Origin of the sequence: Candidatus Phytoplasma bonamiae (assembly GCF_030586845.1) — a bacterium.
Lineage (GTDB): Bacteria > Bacillota_I > Bacilli_A > Acholeplasmatales > Acholeplasmataceae > Phytoplasma > Phytoplasma bonamiae.
The window spans coordinates 1-6,374 of record NZ_JAOSIQ010000026.1; the positions used below are offsets into that span (position 1 = coordinate 1).

Annotated in this window: 3 protein-coding genes; 1 reads left to right on the forward strand and 2 read right to left on the reverse strand. The window is 19.6% G+C overall.

What is annotated here, in order from left to right; translation table 11 throughout:
• Positions 1–1,136 precede the first annotated feature (1,136 nt).
• Positions 1,137–3,140, reverse strand: a complete 2,004-nt coding sequence (locus tag OC701_RS02120; RefSeq protein WP_304514455.1) for a coiled-coil domain-containing protein — start codon at positions 3,138–3,140, stop codon at positions 1,137–1,139.
• 1,902 nt (positions 3,141–5,042) lie between these two features.
• Here OC701_RS02120 and OC701_RS02125 point away from each other — a divergent pair.
• On the forward strand, positions 5,043–5,567 hold the full coding sequence (locus OC701_RS02125) for a hypothetical protein (RefSeq protein WP_304514456.1): 525 nt from the start codon (positions 5,043–5,045) through the stop codon (positions 5,565–5,567).
• 511 nt (positions 5,568–6,078) lie between these two features.
• On the opposite strand, the gene OC701_RS02130 is transcribed toward OC701_RS02125, so the two are convergent.
• Positions 6,079–6,210: a hypothetical protein gene (locus tag OC701_RS02130; protein ID WP_304514457.1), complete on the reverse strand. Its 132-nt coding sequence runs from the start codon at positions 6,208–6,210 to the stop codon at positions 6,079–6,081.
• Between the last annotated feature and the right edge of the window lie 164 nt (positions 6,211–6,374).

Genomic DNA, 6,374 nt, shown 5'->3' on the forward strand with positions numbered 1-6,374 from the left:
TCAAAAAAAGAAGAAGAAATAGAAACTTTGCGATCACAAATTAAAAATTCTAAAATGCCTATAAATACTCCTCTCCTCTTCAAAAAAACCTCTATAATTAACATAAAAATAGAAAGAAAATAAAAAACTATGTTAATTAAAAAAATCTTTTAATCGTTATCTCAAAATCTTATCTTTTAACCATTGCTTTGCTTGCGTTTATTACCATTATAATCGTTTCTTATGCAATAAAATTATATCTTTTAACAGCCAAAAGAAGTATTTACAACAATTAAAAAAGGAATAATGTGCATTTATCATTATTTAATTACTAATAATCCGAATGAATCATCATGCAACATCTATTTAAATTCTTGGTTAACCAAGTTAAAAAATAATTTTTTTGTTTTAAAAAAACTAGTAATGAACGGTAAAATTTTATTCAACAATTTTTAAAATATTAAATAAGTTTTTTTTAAAAGAAAAGATAAGATTTTAAGAGACTAAAAAGTAATTTTGGTTATGATGAACATGATAACTAGTTGTAACAAAATAAGGGTTTAGTGCGATCAACCTACACTAGGGCTTATTAAGAAACCAACAACGCAGGATAAGCATCGACAGACACCTTAATTTTAATCAAAACCTCCAAACAAAATACCTCATTATGATGGATGATTTACTTATTGAAATTAAAAGATATTTCGCGATAGCTTAAAAGATAAAACCCCCCAAGTTACGAAATGGCTGGAAAAAAGATTTGAAACTGACAATTATTAAAGACAAATTAAAAATTATTTCAAGGAAAATAATTTATAGGTTCTTATCTTACATGGATGAATCGAAAGAAAAGAATTAGAAATAATTCGGACCTATAAAAATTATTTGTAAAGGAATTATTCACTATTTTTGTTTAGATTTAGATACATAATCACCAAATTCATTGTGGGAAAAATGTGAAGTTTGCTTAGAGAATACTCTACTCAACATCTATCATATATTAAACCATACGTAATAAAAATTTATGATATTCAATAGTATAAGAAAAGGAATAATAAGAATAAACAATTAACTATTGACGACATGAAGCTAATAATTTAATAAAAAATCTAATTAAAGAATTAATCTTCTTGTTTAGGATTTTTTATTTATTATTATTAATATGATTTAAAATTTTTAATTAATAAAGAGTAAAATAAAATATTTATTGTAAATAACATAATTATAAAGTAAATTCGACTATATTGTTGAAATAATAATTTCCATGTTTGATTTTTAATCAAACCAAAATTTTTTAAATATTGTTTAATTAAGTTAAAAAATTTGATTTTTTTAGAAAACATTAGTTGTTTTTGTCCAGATATTTTATTTATTTTATTATATAAATATTTTTTTTGTTTCAAATTAATTTCTTCAGTTTCAGTTAAAGTCACGATAGTTCGATCTCTATCTTTAATAACTAGATCTTTATCTTCAAGAGTTTGTTTTTGAGTTTTAATAATTTGATCTTGTCTTGTGATCTTTGTATTTAAATCAGTTTTATCTTGAGTTAAAGCTTTAATAACTAGATCTTTATCTTCAAGAGTTTGTTTTTGAGTTTTAATAATTTGATCTTGTCTTGTGATCTTGTTATTTAAATCAGTTTTATCTTGAGTTAAAGCTTTAATAACTAGATCTTTATCTTCAAGAGTTTGTTTTTGAGTTTTAATAATTTGATCTTGTCTTGTGATTAATCGATCTTTATCGGCTAAGTTTTTATTTGCTTTATTTTGTGTATCTATTAATTCTTGTTTTTTTTGGTTTAATTTTTGTTGTATTTTATCGCGTTCTGTCTTTGTGGTTTTTAATTCTCTTTGTGTTTCATCTACATCTATTAGGATATTATCTTGTAATTTTTTTATATGTTGTTGCAACGTCATTAATTTATTTATTGCATCATCTAATTGAATTCTTATAAAAGAAATATAATGCGGATCGCTTAGAATTTCAGTCATTTCATTTATATCTACTTCAGAAGTGCTCAGAGTCATAGTATAGTAAATTTCTGGAAAAATTTTTTTTTCTAAGATTGAATTGCATAAATTTAATAATAATTTTGTGTTTTCGTATTCTTCCACCAATGATTTCTGAAGATGTTCAATTATTTTACTTTCCGTTGCGTGGGGATATTGATTAAAAATATATTGTAAAAACAAATCTTCATTTGGAATATATTTTGGCATGTTTTTAAATTTAGGTAGTGTTGAGAATGCTTTCCGATATATTAACTCATAATATTTGGCTAATTGATTTCTTTGTCGAAATTGATTTATTAGTTTTTCTTTTAAAATTAAAATTTTTTCTTTTGAGGAAAGATTAGGATTTATCCACAATAACTTGTTATTCTCATTTTGTATCCAATCCCTAGTATTCATAAAATCATGTTCGAGTAGTTGTAATTTCTGATCATCTTTAAGTTGTTCGTCTAATATAGTTGTTCTATATTGTGTTTCTGCTAAAACTGTTTGGATAATCATAATGTAAAATAATATATCTGGCATTTTTTTATTATTTAAAGTTATTTTTATATTTAAAGAATTATCACTAATCATTTTAGGATTTAATTGGTTTTTTAAAAAAATAACATATTTTATCAACCTTTTTTGATTTACTCTATATTTTGTTAATAATCTGTCCGAAAGAATTTTTATTGTTTCTTGTTCTGAAAATGTAGGGTTTGTGTAAATTAAATTTTTCATAAATATTACTTCATCTCGAGGAAGTGTATAATAATATAAATTTTTATCAACTTCTATATGTGCATCTTCTTGCGCTAATACGTAAGCTTTGTGTATTTGATTATTTATTTGAAATTGATTCAATAATCTCTGTTGCAAAATTAAAATTATTTCTTTTGAAGATAGATTTGGATCTATTGAAAGTAATTTTTTTTCATCATCAGACAATTTATTTAGATCAATTGAGGATTTTATTACATCCATTATATTAATTTTTAGTTTTTCCGAATTATTTATTTGTTTATTAGAAGAAAATAATTTGAATTTTTTAAAATTCTTATCTAATTTAAAGAAAATTATTAAGAAAAGATTTAATGACAAAAATAAAATAAAAACTACAATTAATAATTTAATAATTTTATTTTTTAGGTATCTTTCAAACACAATAAAAAACCTTTTTCCGTTAATTTATTTAAATTTTATTAATCTTTTTTTAATGAAAATGCTTTTCAGAATTTATTAAAAACATTAAATGCAAGAAAATAAATATATTTATATAACAAAAAAAATTAATTTTATTAAATTTAAAAAAAAATAATTTCATATAATTATTACATTTGAAATTTATTTACAAAATCAAAATCATTTTATAAAAATTTATTTGTTATGATCATAATTTTAAATAAAAAATATTAGAAAAATATAAAATAATTATAAAATTAATAAATATTTTAAAAAAATTAAATTTAAAGTTTTTTAAATAATAGACCATTAAAATTAAGGAATAAAAAATAAAAAGTATTGAATTAATAGATAATTTAATTTATTAATAATTATTTATTAAAAACCGATTTAAATTAAAAATTTAATTAGAATGCAAAAATGATTATAAATAAAATAAGTATATCGAGTTTATAAACACTAAGTTAATTTTTAATTTAATTAAATATGTAACTAATTCTACCAAATATTAATATTTCCGTCAACATTAAAAAATAATAAAATCCTAAATATTTCCTTTAATTAAATGAAAATTAAAATATGATCTACAAAACAAATCATATATAATTACTTTTACTTAATTTTTATATATGTAACCATTTTATGAATCTCATCCTGGAAATATCATTTCATATTAAAAAATTAAAAATAAAAATTTTTTCAATATTATTTCTTTTCGCAATTAATCATTAAAATTAAGAAAAATATTTTTTTAATCTTTTAAACAAAAAAAGACTAACTTAATAGTTAGTCTTAAAGAATTTTTAAAAAATAAAAAGTTATCTAAATCTTTAAGTTGTCTAAAAATTTGGAAAACCTCATTTTAATACTTTAACAACATTATCTGAAACATAAAATCTTATAATATTTATATAAATTAACATATTTATCAATTGCTTAACTAAAACGCCTAGTAATGTGTTTGATTTATCATTCGGAAATTATTTTATTGAATTTCCATTCTACAGGAATGTTATTCATTATATTTAAACGTGTTGAAAAATCTAAATTTTATATTATTCAAAAAATTATTTAATTCTATAATTAAAATGTTTATTTCTTCTTCGGGTTGATTTTTTCTTTTATTGTTTTTTATTCTTTAATATCATTATCGGAAATCTTCAATTTTCAGAAATATTCATTAATTTTTATGTAGAATTATAAGACATTGTTATCATATCTCAGTATAAAATAACTTATCTTTTCTATTTTTAATTATGAATCTTATTAATTGAATGTACATTTAATCAATCAATAAAATATTTTTTTAATTGAATTAACATAATATAAAAAAATTGAATAAATTAAATATATTTGTTAAATTTTTACAATATATATTTTTAAATAATTAAAAAATTACCATTATAGTTTTTTTAAAATATTCAAAAATAGAGTTATTATTTTGATTATTTTTTAGATAGAAAATTATTTTTAAAAAAGATAATCAATATATAATTATTGAATTTTTTGATATTAATCATTTTAAAATAACTTTTTTACTTTAATTTATTCCAATATATTTAAAAAAATATCATTAACTGATTAATTTTAAAAAAATTTATTTTTTAATAAAATAATGTATAATATTTGATTAGAGAAGAAAAGATTATTATATTTCAATAGCTTCACAAAATGATTATGTAATAAATATTAATTTTTTCAAATTTAAAAAATATTTTCATTTTTGTATATAACAATATTTTTTAATTTATTTATAAAAAATTAATAAATTTAAAATAAATATATAAATTTTTATTTTACAAATTAATTTTAAAATAAATAATATTTAGTATCAAATAATTTAATATATTTTTTGTAAATAAGTTTTTATTAAGGGGGTTTTTTATGTTATTATTCGTTGATAATTTACAATACATATCTATTCTAAATTTATTATTAGTGGTTATAGTTATTATAATTGTTATTATAAATTTTTTCAGAAAAAGAAAAATTTTTAATAAATGCTATATGATAAGAAAGGAAATTAATAAAATTGCTGTATTTTTATCTCAGATGACACAAGAACAAAAACAACAATCGCAATATTCTAAATGGGCTTTAATTATAAATGATAAGTCTTCTGAGATGCAAAAATATTTACTTAGTCATACAAATAATTCATTCGAGATATTAGCGAAAATATTAATTTTGAGCAATTTACCTGTTCTTTTTAATTGTATAAATCAAGTAATATGGAAAATGTTTATTTTTTCAATATTTTTTATAATTCCTTGTATTTTTGAAATTATTAATCATTTTGCAATTATTAAGTATCGTAAAAAATTTCAAGAATCATATTTATTAATAAAACAAATTAGCGAAGATATCGAAAATAAACAAGATTCACAAAATATTAAGCAAAAACACTAATTTTTAATAAATTCAAAGATTTAAATATTTTAATCAAGTTTAATTAAAAACACTTTTACCATCGCAATATTTTTTATTTTTATGCAATATTTTTTTAAGACTAACTAGGAAGTTGGTCTTTTTTTAATTTTGATAACTTTACTCATCTTAGCTTCCTTTTTGAAACCAAAAAAGATCTACTAATTCATAGTCCAAGATTAAATTTAAACGAGGATCTTTTTGGTTAATAAATTGTTTTTGTTTTAATTGGATTTGAATGTCAAGATATCCAACATCTTCACTATTTAAAAACCATTGGCAAAAACGTTTAGTGTTATCGTAGAATCCTCCATTATTTTTAATTTCTAAATTGAAGTAGGCTTTTAGGGTAAGAAAAAGTATTTTTAGTGTCATTATTTAGTTGGTATTGATCAGGATTTAAATTAGGGACATTAACAGGGATCAGAATTTTATCTTCATTATTACCATCTATTCTCTTTACTTCAAAAAAGGGGAACATTATTTTCATGCATTAATTTTTAATAGTCTTTTTTCTTTGATAAGTGAAATAATGACGAAGAGCCTTAATTCCGCCAATGGTAAAAAAAACACAAATGATAATGGTAAAAATAGTTAAAAATTTATTTTTTATTTGATGATGCATATTTTTTTATTACTCCTTTGTTTTATTTATTATTCTTTCTAGTTTTTTCTTTGGGAGATGGTTGTTTTAATATTACTACGGTCTTTAAAATATGTATCACGGTAAATTTCTGTCATCGCATCACTCATTATTGATAAGTTTCTTTTTTAGAAATGGGTTGATTG

Coding starts and splice junctions, on each gene's coding strand:
- OC701_RS02125 (WP_304514456.1), top strand. CDS start 5,043: ATGTTATTATTCGTTGATAATTTACAATACATATCTATTCTAAATTTA.
- OC701_RS02130 (WP_304514457.1), bottom strand. CDS start 6,210: ATGCATCATCAAATAAAAAATAAATTTTTAACTATTTTTACCATTATC.